This window comes from Mesorhizobium sp. BHbdii, from assembly GCF_053848045.1.
This window is the reverse complement of the sequence record NZ_JBSPKX010000002.1, coordinates 643,397-661,537: the sequence shown is the minus strand read 5'-3', so window position 1 is coordinate 661,537 and position 18,141 is coordinate 643,397. Positions and strand designations below refer to the sequence as shown.

At 60.5% G+C, this 18,141-nt stretch carries 14 protein-coding genes; 3 read left to right on the top strand and 11 right to left on the bottom strand.

The window, feature by feature from the left end:
• The 5 genes from ACWTU8_RS15940 to ACWTU8_RS15920 form a co-directional block, all read right to left on the bottom strand.
• Complete coding sequence (locus tag ACWTU8_RS15940) at positions 1-1,869, bottom strand: ABC transporter substrate-binding protein (RefSeq protein ID WP_455848899.1); 1,869 nt, start codon at positions 1,867-1,869, stop codon at positions 1-3.
• A gap of 26 nt (positions 1,870-1,895) precedes the next feature.
• The gene (locus ACWTU8_RS15935; RefSeq protein ID WP_455839311.1) at positions 1,896-3,791 is read right to left on the bottom strand and encodes an ABC transporter ATP-binding protein; all 1,896 of its coding nucleotides are present in this window, start codon (positions 3,789-3,791) and stop codon (positions 1,896-1,898) included.
• A 148-nt stretch (positions 3,792-3,939) separates the two neighbouring features.
• Positions 3,940-5,280, bottom strand: a complete 1,341-nt coding sequence (locus tag ACWTU8_RS15930) for an adenylate/guanylate cyclase domain-containing protein (RefSeq protein ID WP_455848898.1) — start codon at positions 5,278-5,280, stop codon at positions 3,940-3,942.
• 171 nt (positions 5,281-5,451) lie between these two features.
• Complete coding sequence (locus tag ACWTU8_RS15925) at positions 5,452-6,795, bottom strand: nucleotide sugar dehydrogenase (RefSeq protein ID WP_455849078.1); 1,344 nt, start codon at positions 6,793-6,795, stop codon at positions 5,452-5,454.
• 111 nt (positions 6,796-6,906) lie between these two features.
• Positions 6,907-8,067, bottom strand: a complete 1,161-nt coding sequence (locus ACWTU8_RS15920) for a DUF3095 domain-containing protein (protein ID WP_455849077.1) — start codon at positions 8,065-8,067, stop codon at positions 6,907-6,909.
• 92 nt (positions 8,068-8,159) lie between these two features.
• Between ACWTU8_RS15920 and ACWTU8_RS15915 the strand changes: the two genes are divergently transcribed.
• Positions 8,160-9,248, top strand: a complete 1,089-nt coding sequence (locus tag ACWTU8_RS15915; protein WP_455848897.1) for a glycosyltransferase family 4 protein — start codon at positions 8,160-8,162, stop codon at positions 9,246-9,248.
• The gene (locus ACWTU8_RS15910) at positions 9,245-10,009 is read left to right on the top strand and encodes a polysaccharide deacetylase family protein (RefSeq protein ID WP_455848896.1); all 765 of its coding nucleotides are present in this window, start codon (positions 9,245-9,247) and stop codon (positions 10,007-10,009) included. The genes ACWTU8_RS15915 and ACWTU8_RS15910 overlap by 4 nt, the downstream gene beginning before the upstream one ends.
• 1 nt (position 10,010) lies before the next feature.
• Here ACWTU8_RS15910 and ACWTU8_RS15905 read toward each other — a convergent pair whose 3' ends face one another.
• From ACWTU8_RS15905 to ACWTU8_RS15890, 4 genes are all read right to left on the bottom strand, one after another.
• A complete protein-coding gene (locus tag ACWTU8_RS15905) occupies positions 10,011-10,865 on the bottom strand; it encodes an MBL fold metallo-hydrolase (RefSeq protein ID WP_455839187.1) in 855 nt (284 codons plus the stop codon).
• Between the two features lie 133 nt (positions 10,866-10,998).
• Complete coding sequence (locus tag ACWTU8_RS15900) at positions 10,999-11,448, bottom strand: cyclic nucleotide-binding domain-containing protein (RefSeq protein ID WP_029349567.1); 450 nt, start codon at positions 11,446-11,448, stop codon at positions 10,999-11,001.
• A gap of 303 nt (positions 11,449-11,751) precedes the next feature.
• The gene (locus ACWTU8_RS15895; RefSeq protein ID WP_455848895.1) at positions 11,752-14,466 is read right to left on the bottom strand and encodes an ABC transporter transmembrane domain-containing protein; all 2,715 of its coding nucleotides are present in this window, start codon (positions 14,464-14,466) and stop codon (positions 11,752-11,754) included.
• 17 nt (positions 14,467-14,483) lie between these two features.
• The gene (locus ACWTU8_RS15890; protein WP_455848894.1) at positions 14,484-14,849 is read right to left on the bottom strand and encodes a hypothetical protein; all 366 of its coding nucleotides are present in this window, start codon (positions 14,847-14,849) and stop codon (positions 14,484-14,486) included.
• Positions 14,850-14,928: 79 nt separating this feature from the next.
• Between ACWTU8_RS15890 and ACWTU8_RS15885 the strand changes: the two genes are divergently transcribed.
• Entirely contained in the window at positions 14,929-15,603 is a 675-nt protein-coding gene (locus tag ACWTU8_RS15885) for a class I SAM-dependent methyltransferase (RefSeq protein ID WP_455848893.1), read from the top strand.
• A gap of 100 nt (positions 15,604-15,703) precedes the next feature.
• On the opposite strand, the gene ACWTU8_RS15880 is transcribed toward ACWTU8_RS15885, so the two are convergent.
• Together ACWTU8_RS15880 and ACWTU8_RS15875 are read right to left on the bottom strand one after the other, a co-directional pair.
• Positions 15,704-16,900, bottom strand: coding sequence for a glycosyltransferase family protein (locus ACWTU8_RS15880; protein ID WP_455848892.1), 1,197 nt, complete (start codon positions 16,898-16,900; stop codon positions 15,704-15,706).
• Positions 16,897-18,141, bottom strand: a complete 1,245-nt coding sequence (locus ACWTU8_RS15875; protein WP_455848891.1) for a glycosyltransferase — start codon at positions 18,139-18,141, stop codon at positions 16,897-16,899. The genes ACWTU8_RS15880 and ACWTU8_RS15875 overlap by 4 nt, the downstream gene beginning before the upstream one ends.

Genomic DNA, 18,141 nt, shown 5'->3' with positions numbered 1-18,141 from the left:
TCAGGACTCTCCAAGCCAGAATGTATCCGGCATGTAGACACCGAAATAGGCGGTCGGGTCATAGCCGTAGAGCGCCTTGTCAGGCAGATTGCGCAGCCGCGAGGACACTAGGACCGGCTGAAGAGTTCCGTTCACGGTGCCGATCGAAAACACCTGATCGGTGTAGATCGACAGCATCGAATTCCAGATTTCGGCGCGCTCCGTGGCTTCGGTCGATGCGTTCCAGCGCTTGAGCAAAACCATCAGCTCGACCACGGGCGGAAGATCGGGCGCCTCACCGACCTTGCCGTGAGACAAGTAGTGAGCACCCCAGAGCGGCCATTGCAGCTGGTCGTCGATGGTGGGGGCCAGCTGGTACGGGTTCATGTCGGCGGTCGGCACGCCATTGTCGATGCCCGACCACATCGACATCATGATCTGGCCGCCAAGCGCGCGGCTGCGGAAGATATCGCGCTGCGAAGTCCGGATGAACAGGGCGATCCCGATTTTGCGCCAGTGATCGGTGATGAGTTCGAGCGCGTCGGTTTCCAGCGTGCTTTCGCCGGCCGTTTCCACTATGATCTGCGCTGGGCGCCCATCGGGAAGTATCCGCAGGCCGTCATCGTCACGCGTCTGAAGCCCGACCTCGTCGAGCAAGGCATTGGCCTGGTCGGGATCATGGGCGATCCAGGCTTTCGCGAATTCCGGCCGGTAGAGCGGGCTCTCCGGCAGGACCGTATCGGCACTTTCCTGCGCCAGTCCGTAGAACACGGCCATATTGATCTCGCGCCTGTCCACAGCGAGCGAAAGTGCGCGGCGCACGCGCACGTCACGCAAAAGGCCACGCCACGTCCGGTCGGCACAATTCAGATTGGGCAGCAGCGACAGCCGCGAACCCTGTGTGCGTTTCCAGAGATGCATCTTCACCGGGTAGCGCTTCTCCGCGTCCTTCAGGAAGGAGTAATCACTGAAGTCAATTCCCATGCTTTGCAGGTCGCTCTCCCCCGCACCGGTCTTGGCGGAGATGATCGCCGACGAGCTGACATTCATGACGATCCGGTCAACATAGGGCAGTTGCCGGCCATTCTCGTCTATTCGATGAAAGAACGGGTTGCGCTCGAAGACGAATTGCTCGGCCGGCGGCTTGGTCCGGTTCTGCCAGGGATCGAGCGTCGGCAGTTCCGGGTTCTCCGGGCGATACTGCCGCGACATGCGGATATGCAGGAGCGTCCATTTCTTGGCCCGGTTCTCCTTCATTAGGCCGGCGAGCCGGAATGGATCCTGGTATTTCTTGTGGAACTGCTTGAGATAGGCGGCCGGCAGAGCAAGCGATAGCGGCGAAGCAGCAGCAAGCTTGGGCAGGAAGTCGGGATTGGGCGCATCCCAACTATAGCGGACCGTCGACGGATCGACGATCTCGAAGCGTGGCGGCTTGCCGTCCGCCAGCAGGGCCGGGGCAAGCCCGCCTTGCGAAAGCTCATCGTTCAGCCAGACATCTTCCCAGCAATAGCGAAAATCCTCCGGCGTCAGCAGGCTACCGTCAGACCATTTATGCCCTTCCCGAATCTTGAAAGTGAAGACGCGATCATCCGCTACGTCGAAACTTTCGAGGATATCGGGTTGCAAGTTAAGCTTTTCGTCATAGCCGACCAGGCGAGCATACCCGTAGATCGTCATCATCCGGATATCTTTCTGGCTGCCGATGATCGTGCGCAGCGTGCCGCCATACTGGCCGGGCTGCCTGCCCATCGCGGCGAGGTTCAGCGCGCGCGGGCTCTTGGGCAGGCGTTCGGCGAGTGCCGGCAGCGCCTTGGCCTTCAGCTGTGGCTGAAGAAATTCCGGCTCCAGATCGCCGGCGCGCGACGTGCCCGGCAGAAATGCCGAAGCCATGAGTCCAAGGACGGTGCGCCGGCTGATCAATGGCGTAACTCGCTGACATCGGCCGAACGTCGGGCCAGCACGAGGTGGCCGCCGCCAAGATCGAGCGGCGACAGCATATCCTCGTCGCCCTCGTCGCGGAATTGCGGTCCCCATGCGCTGGTGTCGGAAGCGCCGCTGAGCTTCAGCGTCTTGAAATCCATCGGCCTGTCGAGATCGGGGAAAGGTACTGCGGCAACCAGTGAGCGGGTGTAGGGGTGGACCGGTTTCCTAAGCAGGATTTCGCGCGGCGCAAGCTCGACGATACGCCCGCCGCACATCACCGCGATGCGGTCTGCCATGTAGTCCACCACCGCCAGATTGTGGGATATGAACAGGTAGGTCAGGCCCAGTTCCTTCTGCAGGTCCTTCAAAAGGTTCAGGATCTGCGCCTGGACAGAGACATCGAGTGCCGAAACCGGCTCGTCGCAGATCAGGAGTTCAGGCCCCAGCGCCAACGCGCGCGCGATGCCGATACGCTGACGCTGCCCGCCGGAGAAACTGTGCGGATAACGCTTGATGAAGCGCGGATCGAGCCCGATTGCCTGCATCAGGCTCTTTACCGTGGCGAGTCGGGACGCGGCATGGCCACGTTGATGGATTTCCAGCGGCTCGCTCAAGATGTTCTCCACCGTCATGCGAGGTGAAAGCGACGAAACCGGATCCTGGAAGACCATCTGGATTTTCGCGCGCAGCATGCGCAGGGCGTCTCCCTCGGCTTCCAAGACGTCGATCGGTCCATCGCGGCCGTTGAAGATCACAGAGCCGCCGCTAGGGGTGACAGCCCGCATGAGGATCTTGCTGACGGTGGTTTTGCCGGAGCCGCTTTCGCCGACCAGACCCAGGCACTCACCCCGCCTGATATCGAAGCTCACGCTGTCCACGGCGCGAACAGAGGTTTGATGACCCGCTCCGAACCATCCGGACTTGCGGGTGGTGAAAGTCTTTTTCAGATCCCTGACCGACAGCAGGACGTCGTCCGGCCCCTTCGACGCCGGCGCCGTCTGCTTGCCGAGCAGGTTCCCGACATTCACCGGCACCTCGCGGAGCGCTTTTAGCCTTTCGCCAGGCTTCAGATCGAAATGCGGAACGGCTGCCATCAGGCCCTTCAGGTAAGGGTGACCTGGCCGGCGGAATATCGCCTCGACAGGTCCCGCTTCCATGATCTCGCCATGGTAGATGACCACCACCTCGTCGGCGACATTGGCGACCACGCCGAGGTCGTGCGTGATCAGTAGCATCGCCATGTTCAGCTTGGTCTGAAGCCCGCGCAGCAATTGCAGGATTTGCGCCTGGATGGTGACGTCCAACGCCGTCGTCGGCTCGTCGGCGATCAACAAGGCGGGCCGGCAGATAAGCGCCATCGCGATCATGGCGCGTTGACGCATTCCTCCCGAAAGTTCAAAGGGATACATGTCATAGGCGCGCTTGGGATTGGGGAACCCGACAAGGCCGAGCATTTCCTCGGTCCGCGCCTTGCGCTCCGCTCGAGCCATGGGCGTATGAATCTGCAGGGATTCGCTGACCTGGTTGCCGATCGTGTGCAGCGGCGACAGCGATGTCATCGGCTCCTGAAAGATCTTGCCGATGCGGCTGCCTCTCAACGCCCGGATATCGGGTCCGTCACGCGGCATCTGCAGGATATCCTGCGTCGTGCCGGGCTTTTCAGGATCGGAAAACAGGATACGGCCGCGAACTTGGGCTGTGTTCGGCAAAATGCCCATCACTGCCTGGCTGATAACCGATTTTCCGGAACCCGACTCGCCCACAAGCGCGGTAACCTTGCCGGGGAGGACGCGAAGATTTGCACGCCTGACGGCATGCAACGGTCCCCCGATAATGGCAAAAGAGATGCCAACATCCTCGATCCGCAGCAGATCAACGCCCGAATTCATTCTCATACCAGCCCCACTCTGGCAGGTCCAAAAGGCGAGACTAGCGCATTGCCAGCCTAGAGCAACTTGGATTCGAAACAATCGCCAGTTCCCTGGCGGAACGGCGACCGGGCTGCATACCAAAGGCGTTCGGATCAGATCGGGGCGGTTACTGGAGCTTCCTCGGGGCGCCCGCCGACAGCCGCGCTGCATCGCGATGAAGCAGCATGACCTGCTCGGCGTCGGATATTCGGTCGTAAATCGGCTCCAGCGTGCCGTCCTCATCGAGTGCGAGAGCACCCGACAGATCGGGTGAAAGCACCGTCAGCTTCTGTTTGATACCCGCCAGTCCCTCCTTGCCGAGCGTCAGCCAGCTGTTGGCGCCGCAATAGCCGGCGAAGTCTTTACTGGCGAGGATGCTGTGCGGATATTTCTTGGTCAGGGTCTGGAGGCGCTGGACCTCGTTTACAGCCGAGCCGAAGACAGAGAATGTTAGCCGGTCGGTAAGTCCGACATTGCCGAACATCACATTGCCGACATGCAGGCCGATGCCAAATTTTATGTCGCCCAATCCCTGCTCCTTTCTGCGCAGATTGAGTTCCATCATGCGCGCGGTGGCCTTGTGCGTTGCCGCAAGAGCAGCCTGGCAGGCGATCTCGGACTGCGCACGGTGCCTTTCGCACGGGAAGACGGCAATAAAACCATCACCTATGAAACTCATGATCTGCCCGCCTTTGCGATTGAAAGGTGCAGCAATGGCATCGAAAAACTGGTTCAGCGTATCGATGTAGATTTCGCGGCCGGAAGTTTCGGCAAGCCTTGTCGACCCGCGCATATCGGCCATGACCAGTGCGGCCCGGATTGTATCGCCCTCGCCACGCTTGATCTGGCCGTCCAGCACGCGCCTGCCAGCGTCGCCGCCCAGATAAGTGGTCATCATGTTGTCGGCCAGCTTGGTGAGCACCGCCATCTTGGTTGCGATAGCGAGATGGTTCTGGATGCGCAGCAGCGCTGAAATCATGCTGTCGCTGAAGCCTGAAGCGCTGTCGGTGGACCAGGACCCGATCATGCCCTGACTGGTATTGCCGTTGAAGGGATGGACGAAAGCCATGTAATCGGTCACGCCCATAAGCCTGAGTTCATCGAAAACAGGAAATTCCGACGGCACCGACGGGTCGAGCCGGCGCCTCAGATGGTCGAGCTTGTTGCTGAGCAGATGGTAGTATGGGCTGGTCAGGAATCTGTCAGAATGAACGCCGTCCTTTTTGCGGAAGCCTTCCACTTCCATGCCCTGGCCGCGAAGCCAGGTGAAGCCAAGCGCGTCATAAAGCGGATGAAGCATCGAAAAGCTCAAATGCACCCGCTTCAACGGCAGGCCGGCAGCAGCCAGCCGTTCACAAAAGCCCTTTACCAATGTTTCCAAGTCGTCGCCCGCCAGCGCCGATTGGGTCAGCCAATCGGCAACCTTATCCATGAGAATGGTGGAAATTTCTGCTTGCGCTGTGCTCATGCTATCTCGAGACCCGTCGAAGACGAGCCATTCTCCTTTCTAACGACACAAAGATAAGACCCTCGAAGTCAATAGTGCCCTTTGACGGCAAAAGCCGGCGAAGGGGCATTATGTGGCGAGGCTGCCGGCGGAGTGCAATCATGATCCTGCCATCAGGTAAAAAATGCGCCGTCAGGCCTTCACAACCGTCTCTCGGGCTAGCCCGAGTCGGCCAAAAACATTGCGTGTGTCGACGATCAGAAGAGCGTGATCAGCGATCGCCTGATAATCGATCGCGTCGTGGTCGGTTGCAACGACGACAGCGTCGAAATCCTTCAAGGCCGCCTCGGTCAATTCGACCGAGCGCCGCCCCTTGATCGCCATATGCTCCCGCGTGGTCGGGATCTCGGTAACATGCGGATCGTGGAATTCCGCCTTGCCGCCCCATTCCTCGATGAGTTCAATGAGCCGCAATGAGGGGCTTTCGCGGATGTCGGGCACATTCTTCTTATAGGCGAGCCCGATGATGAGAATGCGCGAGCGGCTGAGCGCCTTGCCGCAGCGCCGGTCCAGCGCCTTCGCCAGTTCATCGACCACATGACGCGGCATGGCCGTGTTGATCTCTGCCGCCAGTTCGATGAAGCGGGTCGGCAGTTCGTATTCGCGCGCCTTCCACGTCAAGTAAAAGGGATCGATCGGAACGCAGTGCCCGCCAAGTCCGGGGCCAGGATAGAAAGGCATGTAGCCGAAGGGCTTGCTCTTTGCCGCCTCGATCACCTCCCAGATGTCGATGCCCATCGCACCGAGCACGACCTTCAACTCGTTGACCAGGGCTATGTTGACCGAGCGGAAGATGTTTTCCGTCAGCTTGACCGCCTCGGCGGTCGCCGTGGTGGAAACCGGAACGACGGTCTTGACCACGCCCTGGTAGAAAGCCTGCACGAGCGTCGCCGCTTCAATGCCGTCGCCTGCCACGACCTTGGGGATCGTCGCGACTTCAAAGCTACGGTTGCCGGGATCCTCACGTTCGGGCGAGAAGCCGAGGAAGAAGTCTATTTTCGACTGCAAGCCGGTTTCTTCCAGTATGGGCTTGATCACGTCGTCGGTGGTGCCGGGATAGGTGGTCGATTCCAGCACGATCAGTTGGCCGAGACGCAGATGCTTCGCGATGGTGCCTGCCGTGTTCCTGACAAAGGAGAGGTCCGGCTCACGGTTTTTCGTCAGCGGTGTCGGAACGCAGATGATGATGACATCGCAGACGGCCAGTTCGGCAAAATCCGCAGTGGCGCGGAACCGTCCGCTCGCCACCTGGCCGGCAAGGGCTGTCGATGTCACCGCCTCAATGTAGGATTGGCCGTTGTTCAGCTTCTTGACCTTCTGGGCTTCGACGTCGAAGCCGGAAACCGGAAAGCCGGCGCGTGCGATCGCGACCGCCAGCGGCAACCCGACATAGCCCAGTCCAATCACGCCGACTTGCGCGGCGCGCGTCGAAATCCGGTTCAGAAGACGGTCATATGTCGATCGTGAGGCGTCCAAAAATCTGCTTTCCGTCAATTCGGACAGGCCGTCCGCTCCCATGGCGAGGCTCACCTGGTTCCCCAAGAACACCGAGGCATATTGCGGAAAATCGATTTCCGCAAGCCGTCGTCAGACCGGCACCTTCGCCTTCAGGCTTGCGGCGGCCATCGCATAGCCGCCGGCGGCGCCGTCGATGAAATGAACGTGGTCGCGCTGCAGCGGCGAGGCGACCAGGCATGTCATCAAGGCCGATTTCTGGCGGTGCAGGCCATAGTTGCAGATGCCCGCCTGTTCCGCCTGTTTCAGCCGGTCCTCGATCTGTTGCAACACATTCGCGTCAACGTCGATGGTCATCTTCAAGCCGTCGTCGAACTTCCGGAAATCCGAATTGCTGGCCACGTCGCGTTTGTAGACCTTCGGATCGAAACTGCCGATCGTCCAGCCATATCTGTCGGTGACAGCCGTAAGCGTCATCAGAAACAATATCCACAGCTTCGACAGCCATCGCCATCCTGCCGGCGCCATGGCCCGCGCCTCGATATCGAGGCCGGCGGGCGGAAAACTGAAGCCCGGCCCGTTCACCGGCACCGGGTGGCCATCGCGTTCCTGCCTGCCGGCAAGAGCGATGATGTCGGAAGCCAGAAACTGAAAACCGCGCAAGTCGCGCGACGCCCCCGGTATGGCTATGATCGAGACGATTTCGCCATGCCGGGCTTCGATCGGGTCCCAGCGGCAGGAGAGGCCGGTCAGATCCGGCCGCGCGCCGGCTGGCGCAGGATCGATGCGGTAGCGCCCCGCTTTCATCTCGGCTTCCGCCCAACTGCCGCCACCGCCGGCGAACATGGCATAGAAGACCGCTTCGGAGGCCCGGAACCTAGCCACGCGAACGTCGAGGCCTTGCGCTCTTATATCCTTTATCGGCACGATTGCGGCACGCAAGGTCAGGTCCAGTTCGTCCGCCACCCATCTCTGGACAGCCGCCAGCGCGTTGCGGGTGATCTCCAGCGCCGAGCCGGGAAACGCCACGAGCGCGCCGTCGCCGCCGAAGACAAAGGGAAGATCTTGCCGCCCCAGCGCATTGAGCAGCGCCGAAATGACGCTGGCGCCGGCCATATTGACGTTTTTATAGCGCCCAGCCCCGATCGCCTTGGTCGAGCCGACGATGTCAGCGGTGGCTAGCGCCCAGCCATCCGGGAGAGGCCGATAGTTATCGATATCGGCAACGCTTTCGAACTTTGCGAAGACCGGCAAAGAAGCGACAAACGGGTCGGACGCGGCAGCTGTTTCCATGAGCATCAGATAGCACATTCCACTGCTTGAAGGTGAAGTCGATCATGCTTCGAAATTGACTTGCGCAGGTTTTCCGATGATAGGGTCCGGCGATGCGAATTGCCTTCTACGCGCCGCTGAAGTCGCCCAATCATCCCGTTGCCTCCGGCGACCGCCAGATGGCACGGATGCTGGTCAAGGCGCTGGAGCATGGAGGGCATAGCGTCGAACTAGTATCCGAATTGCGCTTCTATCTACGCGAACCGGAGTCGAAAAGTTTCGCTGCGCTCAAGATCGAGGCCCGAGAGGAAGCCGCGCGGCTGACAAGGCTTTGGGATCGTGACGGCAAGCCCGATCTCTGGTTCTCCTATCATCCCTATTACAAGGCGCCCGACCTGATCGGACCCGAACTGGCGTCGGCCTTTGCTATCCCCTATGTGACAGCGGAAGCCTCCTATTCGAGGCGGCGCAACGTCGGTTTGTGGGCCGATACCCAAGCGTTGGTGGCGCGAGCCGTCGAACAGGCAGCGCTGAACATCTGCTTCACGCAAAGGGATCGTCATGGACTGACAGTTGCGATTCCCGACGCCGCTCTCGGTTTGCTTTCGCCCTTCATCGACACATCGGAATTTCGGGAAATGCCGGCAAGGGGTTGTCCGACGCGCCTCGTTACCGTCGCCATGATGCGCCCGGGCGACAAAGTCGAAAGCTATCGCATGCTGGCGCAGGCGCTCGGTCCGATCGGCCACCTGCCCTGGACCATGTCGGTGGTCGGGGATGGGCCTGCCCGTGACGAGATCAAAGCGCAATTCGCCGGCTTTCCCGCCGACCGTATCGAATGGCTTGGCGCGATTGAGCCAGCCGCCGTGCCGGACGTCCTCTACGGTGGGGGAATTTACGTCTGGCCGGGTTACGGCGAGGCCTATGGTGTTGCCTATCTTGAAGCACAGGCCGCCGGTCTTCCGGTGGTGGCTCAGGACATCGCCGGCGTGCCGGAGGTCGTGCGGGATGGCCAGACCGGGTTTCTCACCCCGGCGGGCGATGTGGCGGCGTTCGCTTCTGCCATTGAAAGGCTTCTGGCCCGTAACGACGAAAGAACCATCATGGCCGCGGAAGCCAGACGTTTCATCCTCGAAGAACGCTCCCTCGGTGTTGCAGCGGCGCGTCTGGCCGAACTTCTTGCGAGGATCCCGGTTTCATGACATCCGATCAGATCTGGCAGCCCTTGGTGGAAGAACTGGCGTGCCGGCAACGGGCGGACCGTAAGGCAGAGTTCTGGCTGCGTGACGATGACGCCGTGGAGCCGACGCCGGCGCTTGATCGGCTGCTCGACCTCACCGGTGAATTCGCGGTTCCGGTCACTCTGGCCGTCATTCCGGCCCTGACTGGTGAGAAGCTTGTCGCCCGGCTTAACGAGGCGCCACATGCCACGGTCGCCATCCATGGTTGGACGCACCGAAATCATGCGCCCGAGGACCAGAAAAAGCAGGAGCTCGGCGCGCATCGGCCACGCGAGGTGGTGCTCGATGATCTGGCTCGCGGGCTGTCGCACGTAACCGGCCTGCACGGCGCACGTGCCGTTCCGATGCTGGTGCCACCCTGGAACAGGATCGACGCCGGCTTGGTATCCGACCTTGGATCGATAGGATTTGCGGCATTGTCGGTCTATGGGCCGCCGAAGCCGGCTTCACTGGCGGTCATCAACAGCAATGTCGACATCATGGATTGGCATGGCACGCGCGGCTGCCGCGATCATGGCTCATTGGTTCAGGCTATCATCGCGCAATTGCAGCGTGCATTCGACGGCGGCGAACCGGTCGGCCTGCTCACCCACCATCTCGTACATAATGAATCGGCCTGGCTTTTCCTCGAACGGCTGTTCACAGTCACAGCACAGACTGAAGCCTGCGCATGGCTTCCGATCAGGACACTGATCGGGCGCAGCGCCGGTAGAGGAAAATAGCTCAGCGCTTTTTGTGCAATGAGACTGGAAATGTGAGCGTCTGGCCATCCCGCGCGGCAAAAGCGCCGGCAAACCTGTCTTTGGCCAGTTTCTCGATCTCATCCAGTTCCTCGTCGGTGCGTGTCGGATCGTGGTGAAACAGCGCAAGCCCGCGCGCACCGGCCGCCTCACAGAGCTTGGCGCCCTGTTGCCATGTCGAGTGCCCGTAACCGCGGCGGCGTTCCATTTCCTCCTCGGTGTAGGTGCAATCGTAAATGACGAGGTCGGCATCTTCGATCAGGCCGAGCACCGCCTGATCGAGTTTGTCCGGCTCGTGCTCAGTGTCTGTTATCACCGCCACGACGCGGCCGCCCCATTCGACCCGGTAGCCTATGCAGCCGCCCGGATGGGTAAGACTGCCGGTTCGGACCACCACCCCTTCGCGCGGCCGAAGCACGTCTCCGGATACGAAATCGCGATAGTCGAGCCTTGCCTTGCAGAACTCCAGTTTCATCGGAAACCACGGCGGCCGCATGAACTTATCGACCATCTGCCGGGTCGTCATGTGTCCTGCAAGATGCCCGGACCAAAGCGTAACCTTAACGCTCCGGTCATAGATCGGCGCAAAAGACGGCAACCCGATGATGTGATCGTAATGGCAATGGGTGAAAAGCAGGTCGAAATCGGTCACGCCCAGAGCCTGAAGCGCCCCGCCGGCAGGTCGTAGGCCAGAGCCTGCGTCGAATAGAAGCGTATGCTTACCGCATCGCATCTCAATGCAGATTGTGTTGCCGCCATAGCGAGAGAATTCTGGCCCCGATACCGAAATGCTGCCGCGCACGCCCCAAAACCTGACCAGGAAAACGTCGTCGTCCATGCTACCCCTTCGCAGTCCCCGTCGCCCATCGTAGCCAAACAACTGCTGCTAGGCGAGACAGGTTTTCCCGGGTGACCTTCTCAGCAAGAGGCCGGTGCCATCACGACTGCGAGGATCGAGCGGACGTCATCCGTTATTTGGCGCTTCGTGCATCGATCAGATCCGCGGTCGTATGGCTTAGGCGATCGGCAAGAACCCGCAATATCTCGATGGTCATTTCCGGGAACTCCTTCATAAGCCTCAGGAAATGATCCTTGCTGATTCTCAACGCTTCCAGCGGACTTGCCGCTCTGACGGTGGCCGTGCGGGAGCTGTTGCACAATATGGCGATCTCGCCAACAATCGAATTTGGCTCCAGTTCGGCAACTTTTATCGGTCCGCTGTCGGAATCGACCAGGATATCCGCCCTGCCTGAAAGGATGACATAGGCGGCGTCTCCCTCGTCGCCCTGCCGGAAAAGGATCTGGCCGGCACTGTAGCTTACACGATCGGATGTGAACGCAAGCAGCTTGAGCTTTGTCGGCTCGATAGCAGAGAACAAGGGAACGCGTTGCAGCATTCCAACTTCGTCCTTGAGCAGCATTGTCGCAAACCTTCCCAAAATTCGCGTTTGCCAGACTAGAGCAACGGCCGCCCAGATGGAATTAGTTCTGTTTCCCGGAATGGCGAGACGACCACGCGAAAGGCGGCGAGCCCGATGTCGGGCGATCGGGCGATGCCGCCTGACAAATGGGCGCCCGCCAGCCGAAACCAGAAGAGCCGGTGAATTTGCGGCAAATGCTTCGGGTTTCGGCGCGGATGTATTCCCGCTACGCCCTTCGCTGAATCCCTCGACCTTGCAGCAAATTCCCACCGGCAGAATGATCCCATCTGAATGTCCGTTGCTCTATGACAGCAGTTCCTTGAAGATACCGTTCCCTGCCAAAAGTGTCTCGTGTGTTCCGTCTTCCACCAATTGACCCCCGTCGAAGACGATAACGCGATCGAACATCATCGCCATTGCCGGGTTCGTCAGGACCCACACAATTGCCGGCGAATGGCCGTCGCGCCTGGCTTCCTCGAGCACGTTTCGCAGCACCTTATCCTGCATGCGCTGGTCGAGCGCCGACAGCGGGCGGTTGAGAATGAGAAAATCGGGACGCTTGAGCAGGGCCCGGGCAACATCGAGCTTCTGTCGCTGTCCACCGGTCAGCCGCCTGCCGCCGGAGCCGACATTGAAGTCCAGGCCGACATCCAGAAGTTCGGCGTAAAGCCCCAGTTCGTCAAGAATGTCATAGACGATGGTCCGTATGCGGTCCGGCGCGTCGGGATGGTTGTTGCCCACACGCCCGAACAGGACATTATCCATGACGGTGGCCGCCGCAATGTATTTGGCAGGATCATACCGTTCGATTGCATTTTTCAGCTCGGGCGGCAGGTTTTCATGGAACCGGTTGCGTGCAGCGACGATCTTGCTCATCAGCTCGTCGCTCAGCAGTCCGAAGCGGTGCCGGGGCTCGATATAGGCAAAGCTCAAGGAGACGATCATGGCGCGGTCGCTCTCCGAAACCGCCTCGTAGGGACGGTTCTTGAGCCGTTGCAGCAAGGTTTCGTAGGCGGGTATCTCCTCGGCGCTCATGAAGGCGAGCTGCTGGAAGAACTGGTGATCGGGCGGCAGGTCGGCAAACAGCTCGATCGCCTGTTCGGCGATCTCCATGCCCATTTCGTAGAGCGTGCGGTCGAGGCCGGCTTGCCTCAGCACAGAAGCAAAATAGGGATTGGCCGCTAGAGCCCTGTCGGCCAGTTCGGGGCCGGCGGCAGCGCCGAAGAGCAGGTTTTGGCCGATCGTTGCTTCCTTGTTGTAGGCGCCCGGTTCGAAAGGAACCACCAGTCCGCTCAGCCCTTCGCGTTCCAGCCGGCTTCGCAGCGCCGCACGCAGTTCGACGATCCGCCTGGCAAGCTCCGTATGACGCGTGAGGTCGGCCGAAGAGCGCAAGCCAAGATCCAGAATGTCGCGCGACAGAACAACCGCGTCGAGCACCCGGCGCACGGCTTCAAACAGGTCGTGCGGGCCGGTAGCGCCGGCGGCAGCATAGTCGATCCAGTCGCTGTGGATATCAAGTTCCGGATTGCCCGACCGGCGCGCCTCGTGGACGTTCCAGCGGTGCTGGTCTGCCGCAGCATCGTCATAAGTCACCGATGTCAGCGGCGCATGCTTCAACCCATAGAGCAGGTTATCGCGGAGGCTTGCCTGGAACAGGAAAACATCCGACGAGGCATAGGACATCCGCCGGCCGGTCACTGCTTCGGGGAGTTCAAGCAGATCGTCGGCGCCCGAAACGACCCTTCCGCTGTCCGGCCAGTTCAACCGCGCGAAGGCTTCTGCAAGCGCCTCGGCCCCACCTGTTGCGGTACTGACCAGCGCCACCGTCTCACCCGGCTTGACCTGGAGGGAGATACGGTCGAGGAGCATTGCACCGCCATCGTCTGCAATGCACAGACTGATCGCCGACAGGGGTTTGGTCATCGGCTCGGGAGCGTCGATCGTCAATGCCCCGATTCTCGGCGCGATGAGACCATCGACGGTGAACTGTTCAACGACCTGCTGGTATTTGACCTGGACATCCTGCCGCGCCTGATCCCAGTCGATCAGTTCCTTCATCGGTCCGGGAAGTTCCTTGTAGGCGCTGATCACGGCCACTAGCTGGCCGACATCCAGCCGCCCCTGGATAACTAGGTACCCGCCTATCATGTAGAACAGAAAAGGCGTGACCTGCGCGAGAAAATTGTTGAGGAACTTTACCATGAATTTCCATTGGTAAAGATCGAAGCGGATCTTGAAGATGAGCCCGAGCCGGGCAGCTATGTCGGCGCGCTCGTAGTTTGATGTATCGTGGACGTGAACCGCGCCGATGCCGTCGACGATTTCGCCAATCCGGCCCGAAAGCGCGCGCGCCGTCAACTGCCGTTGGCGCCCGAGCACGATCAGCCGCCGCCGCATTCGCGGGATGAGCACGATCTGGAACGCCACGATCACGGCGGCTATCATTCCGAGCCAGAAGTTCTGGATCATGATGAACAGCATGGCCGTCAGCGCCTGGCCGCCGAGCAGCACCGGCTGCACGAAGGCATCGCCGATGAAGCCGCCCAGCGGCTCCACCTCGTCCTTCACCATGGTCGCCACTTCGGCGGATTTCACCCGCTTGAAGTAAACCGGGGGAAAGCGCAGCACACGATCGAGAAGATCGAAGCGGATCCGCCGCAGCATGCGTTCGCCGAGGCGGCCCTTGTAGGTGTTGATGTAGAGTTTGAACAGGCCGTTGATGACGACTAGCAAGAGGAAGACAATGCTCAGGGCAAACAGCGTCTCCTTGCGGTCGAGCTGAAAACCGGAGAAGAACTGGACCTCTCCGATGAACGGCAGGTTGTAGTGCAGCCTCATGAACGGCTGGGTCGCGCCCGGTTGCTCGAAGCCGCTACCTTGGATCGGGCCGTTGACGATCAGCTTCGGCAGGTCGAAGGACATGAAATACGGGATCATCGAAAGCATGACGATCATCAATATCCAGAGCTGCTGCTTCTTGGTGTGCGTCCAGATATAGCGGGCTAGGCTGGGTTCCATATGCGGCTGTGGACCCTTCAGTTGAATGCATGCAGGATGTAAAAGCACCTGCTGGCGAATGGCGTATCGGCAATTTCTTCGTCGCCAACGACAAGCTCGAAGCTGCAGCGCACGGAGATTGTCCTGCGCTCAACGAAGGAAGGAACCTGCGAGGCGGCGCGATCCAGTTCCGGCGCATGGTCGATGACAACGCCATGGGCATTGTTGATCAGCGAAGAAAGCAGCTGGCCAAATGGTTCGGGGCTTCCGTAGGGTTTTGGCGAATAGCCGAGCAGCACGAGGCTGCAGCTGCGCCGCTGGTGCTGGCGGATGGACGCCGATGGTCCGGACAGATGCAACAGGCTCTCTCCGGCACCGGGCAATGGCGAAGCGGCTTGCTGCATAATCACGTCCGCGAATCAACAGCCTTGCGGGAGGCAAGATTGCGTTGTGTCGCCCGAAATCCCAACATACAAGACAAATATGATGGATGTCACGCAGCCACGCAATGCCGGCATGGACTGGCACGAGCAAGCCTTGGACCTCACGCGGGGAATTGCTGCCTATGTCAACTGCCCTCTCGTGGCAGGGCTGGCGCGCGTCATCGCCAAGCATCCGAAGGCCGATATCGCAAACGCCTTCAACCACAAGCAGGTCGCCTGCAAGATGTGGGCGCTCGACAGGCTGTTCGAAAGCTGCGGCGGCCGGTTCGGGCGCGTATGGGTTCTGGGCGGATGGTACGGCGTATTGCCTGCAATGCTTTTCAACGACGCCCGCTTCGACGTCGCGGCGGTCGACAGCATCGACATCGATCCCGAAGTCGCGCCGGTCGCGCGGACCCTCAACCGGGAAGCCGGCGACCGGTTCCGGGCGCTCACGGCAGACATGTACGTACTCGACTATGCGGCCGGGCGGCCCGACCTGGTGGTCAATACGAGCTGCGAACACATAGCCGACCTGCCCGCCTGGCTTGCTCTGCTTCCGCGGGGCACGAATGTACTGTTGCAATCGAACGATTATTTCAGCGAGCCGACGCACATCAACTGCGTGGCTTCACTTGCAGCCTTTGAAGCAATGGCGGCGCTACGGGAGGTGCGGTTCTCCGGCGAACTGCAGACAAAAAATTATACGCGCTTCATGCTGATTGGAATTGTTTAATGCATTTCGCCCAAAAGTGCGTTGCGGTTTTGGGACAACGACATGCATAAAAACAAGGACTTGAAGCGCGTCGCACGAATCTCACCAGACGCGACGCGCGTTAGCATCTATCGTTTGTTTGATCATGAACTTTTCCGAAACCAGACCCATTTTTAGGGACCATTGTTCTATACCGCTCGCGCAGGATTTGCGCCGAGCGACGGGCGCCTTCCAGATCGAGACGATGCGCGGATGGCGTCGGTCCCACAAGCGCCTGTTCGATCGCTTCCGCCAAACCTTCAGGCGTTAGGTCCTTTTCCATCAGCACCGTTGCAAGACCGAGTTCTTCGAGCATCAGAGCGCGAACCGTCTGCTCGGTTTCCCCGCCGGCTGCAAATGGAACGAGCAGGGACCGACAACCTGCGCCCAGGACATCGCAGACTGTGTTGTAACCCGCCTGCGAGACTGACAGGCGGGCGCCGGTGAGCAGGCTGGCGAAATCCTCGCGGAACCGGAAGATGGACAGCACCGGCGTGGCATCGCGTGCGATCGCGTCAAACTCGTCTTTCGGCAGGTTTGGGCCGGTGATCAGACACCATTTCCAAGCGTTGCTGGCATTCCGCGCCGCTGCGATGGTGGATCTGACAAGGCTCGTTCCGGCAGCCCCGCCGCCAACCGACACCAGAACGTCGAAGCGCTCGGAGGCCGCGGGCGATGGCGGCGCGGCAACGAGCCCTGTGTAGGTGACCTCGGCTTTGATCGCCCCAGCGAGTGGAAATGTCTTGTCGATGGTTGCGAAAGCCGGATCGCCGTGGATCATGACAAGGTCGAAATGCCTGTTGATGAGATCGACCGTTTCCTCGTTTCGGCCCGGCTTGACGCGCTCCTGAAGGATATCACGGACGGACGTCGCCAGCAGCGGTCTGGGTGACGTCGCGTCGATGGCCTCGATCAGCGGCAGGAGTTCGAAACGCATCTGCCGGCGTCCAAATGGAAACGCCTCGACAATGACGATATCAGGCCTGCAATCCCGGAATGCCTGCAGCAGCATCTCTGAACGCCATTTCTTGAAATCATCGTCGATGGGTTTGCCCTGAAGGTCGACAAGTCCGGAAAATCCTTCATCACCGGAGGTGACAGGCGGCAGGGTTACAGATTTTACACCCAGTCCCGGAAACCCCGCGATCGGCGCTCCGCCGGTCACGACGGTTACGTCAAACCCGTCATCGACCAGAGCCGCCGCAATGCGGCTGGCGCGCGCGAGATGGCCGATACCGAGCAGGTGCTGGACATAGAAGAAAGCGCGCAGCCGCTTCATTCGGCGGCCCGCCACTCCCGCTCGAACAGTTCCTTGAGCTGTCCAATACTTTCCATATGATCGAAATTGCCGCGCACGCGCCGCTCTGCGGCGTCGCCGAGGCGGGCGCGCAGCACGGGATCACGGATCAGGCGCTCCAGCGCCTGTGCCAGGGCAATTGGGTTTTCCGTCGGAACCAGCAGCCCGGTTTCATCCGGCGATAAAAGCTCCGGCACGCCGGAAATATCGGTCGACACGCAGGCAAGCCGCTGGCTAGCCGCCTCCACCAGAACATTCGGCAGACCGTCCCGGTCGCCATTTGCGGTGATCCTGCAGGCCAGGGCGAAGATGTCGGCGCAGCGGTAGTGCTCAAGCACCTCCTCCTGCGCAAGCGCGCCTTTCCAAGAGACGCGACCATCCAGTCCGAGCTTTTGCGCCAGCGCCCTGAACCGTTCCAGTTCCTCGCCGCCGCCGATATGCTCGAAACGCCACGCCAAATCACCAGGCAAGAGGGCAAGGGCCTCCAGCAACGTATCGTAACCTTTCTTTTCAACGGCGCGCCCGACACTCAGAACGATAACCGGTTCGTCCGGCGCCGAGCCGTCATGCTGTTTTCGCGCCTCGCCGAAACTGCCGAAGCGATCAAGGTCGAGCCCATGATAGCTCAGATGCACAGACGAGTTGCCGTTAGCGAGTTTTTTCAGACGGTCGAAGCCGGTTTTCGTGCAAGTGACCGTCCAGCGCGCCGAGGAAAGCTTGCCAGCCAGATCCCAGTCCGCCGAAGTCCAGATGTCCTTGGCATGGGCCGAGCAGCTCCAGGGCAGGCCACGAAGCTGGCTGGCATAGCGCGTCACCGATGCCGGTGTGTGCGCGAAATGTGCATGCAGCCAGCCCGCGCCTTCCGGCCATTCGGCGGCCAGCACGAGCGCTTGCCCGAAGCGGCGCGCGCGATTGCGGGTAAAGTCGCGGCGGATATCGGTGGCAAGCGATCCGAGCGCGCGCCAGAAGCCCGGCCGAAGCAGATAAGCAAACAGCGAGCGAACCACGCGCAGCGGCTCTTCATGCAGATATTCCGGCAGATAATGGACGGGCGCTTTGATCTCGTCATGCACGGGGTGGCGTTTTGCGTCGGTCGGCCGCCTGAGCGCGACGAGTATCAGGTCGAACCCCGCACGCTCCAGACCGAGCAGTTCCTGCGCGATGAAGGTTTCCGACAGCCGCGGATAGCCCTTAAGAACCACGACGATCTTGCGATGTTTCAA